At 35.3% G+C, this 1,988-nt stretch carries 2 protein-coding genes and 1 pseudogene; 1 reads left to right on the plus strand and 2 read right to left on the minus strand.

Translation table 11 applies throughout. The annotated features are described in order from the left end of the window. The first annotated feature begins 83 nt into the window (after window positions 1–83). Window positions 84–506: a VOC family protein gene (locus E1171_RS02190; protein WP_155203643.1), complete on the plus strand. Its 423-nt coding sequence runs from the start codon at window positions 84–86 to the stop codon at window positions 504–506. A gap of 209 nt (window positions 507–715) precedes the next feature. Here E1171_RS02190 and cysQ read toward each other — a convergent pair. Together cysQ and E1171_RS23515 are read right to left on the minus strand one after the other, a co-directional pair. Then, window positions 716–1,471, minus strand: a pseudogene (gene cysQ / locus E1171_RS02195) (3'(2'),5'-bisphosphate nucleotidase CysQ). Window positions 1,472–1,661: 190 nt separating this feature from the next. After that, window positions 1,662–1,988, minus strand: a 327-nt coding sequence (locus E1171_RS23515) for a T9SS type A sorting domain-containing protein (protein WP_187696198.1), incomplete at its 5' end; no start/stop codon positions are given.

The raw sequence follows: 1,988 nt of genomic DNA on the forward strand, positions 1-1,988 counted from the left end.
TATCAGTAATTTACAAGGGGAATTTTTTTTCCTATACTTTTATTATATTACCTGTCCTAACATTAAAAAATAACTAAGTAATTATGTCAAAAATTAATCCATTTCACCTGGCAATGCCTGTTCATGATCTTGAAAAAGCTCGTAAATTTTATGGAAAAGTTCTAGGTTGTAAGGAAGGACGTAGCGATGAACATTGGATTGACTTTAATTTCTTTGGGCATCAGTTTGTCACCCACCTTAAAGAAGGTATGAAAGTCGAATTACATACTAACCAGGTAGACGGACATGGTGTACCTGTTCCTCATTTTGGAGTTGTGTTAGAAATGGAAGACTGGAAAGCATTGGCCGAACGCCTAAAGGCTCAAGAAATACAATTTGCTATTGAACCTTATATCCGTTTTAAAGGAGAAGTGGGAGAGCAAGCTACCATGTTTTTTTATGATCCTTCGGGAAATTCTTTGGAGTTTAAGGCCTTTAAAAATAAAGATCAGCTTTTTGCTAAGTAATTCTCTGAAGCAAAATTTACAAAATTAATGAATAAAGGGGTTTCTGGTTGGCAGTAATTGATTTTAAGATCCAAATTTTAAACTACTACATAGAAGCAAGGAATATTATTTCTTTGATCTCAATTGAGCTACACTTAATTTCAGGAATGGAGTCTCAAACTCTTGAAAAGGAGAGACGAAAATTATTGCGGCTTTACAATGGCCGTTCATTAAACATCACCTGCCAAAAAGAAATCATTTAATAAATTTTCCTTATTATAAACAAGTTCCGTTTTATTGCTTTGGGCAATGACCTTGATTTGTAATGCATTCAAAATAGCATGAGCTGCTGCTGTATCCCATTCCATGGTGGGAGCAAAACGGGGATAAACATCAGCCTTACCTTCTGCCAACAACATAAATTTTAAAGAACTACCCATGGATAATATTTTGGGTTCCTTCAGTTTATTTAGAAAATATTGGGTCTCATGATTGAGATGGGACCTGGAAGCAACCACTCTAATTCCTGATTGTTGCAAATCACTAGCTATAGCATACTGCAATTTTTGAGTAAGTCCACCCTCTTCTTGTAAAAATGCTCCAATACCAACTCCTCCCTAATATAACTTTTTAAGGACGGGAGTGTAAACAACTCCCATGATAGGCTTCTGTCCATGAATTAAAGCTATATTAACTGTAAATTCTCCATTTCGTTTTATAAACTCCTTAGTCCCATCCAAAGGATCAACCATCCAAAAATAGTCCCATTCCTTTCTTTCCTCGAAGGGGATCTCCCTACCTTCTTCTGATAATACCGGCAAATCCGTACTTTCCAGAACTTTTATAATTTCATGGTGAGCGGCCTTATCTGCCTTGGTCAAGGGAGAATGGTCATCCTTTAATTCTACATCAAATTCATCACTTTCGTAGACTTTCAAAATTTCCTTTCCAGCCCTATGAGCCGCTTCTTTAGCCAAAGCGGTCAATTTATGTAATCGTTCTTTCTTCCTAAAAGGATAAAAAACAATACAGAAATTGTGACTAAGGCAAAGAATTCAAACTAAAATATTTTTTTGTTGGGGGAATTAGAAAGGTTAAAGTAGAAAAACAATCATATTTTAAAATTAGAAGCAACCAAATTCACTTGAGCAGTAAAAAACCATCTATATATTTCTTTCAATTATCACTTTTCACTTTATCCACACTCCTGGTAAACTTATAGGAACGCTTAGAACTTCTTCCTGGATCATTCAAAACCAGAACATACTGCCCTTGATACAACCCTTTTACATTAATCCGGTAAGTTCCATCTTCCAATTTCTCGGAATAAACAGGCATTGGTATTCCAATAATATTATACATTTTAAAAGTCAACAAGGACAAACTATCTTTCTTGACTTTGATATACAAATAATCGGAAGTAGCCAAAGGGAAAATTTCAATATCTGGAGACTTCATCAAAGTAGAAGGATTATAATGCGGGCTTTGTCGCTCTACCCCCCG

Origin of the sequence: Xanthovirga aplysinae (genome assembly GCF_009711365.1) — a bacterium.
Classification (GTDB): Bacteria; Bacteroidota; Bacteroidia; order Cytophagales; family Cyclobacteriaceae; genus Xanthovirga; species Xanthovirga aplysinae.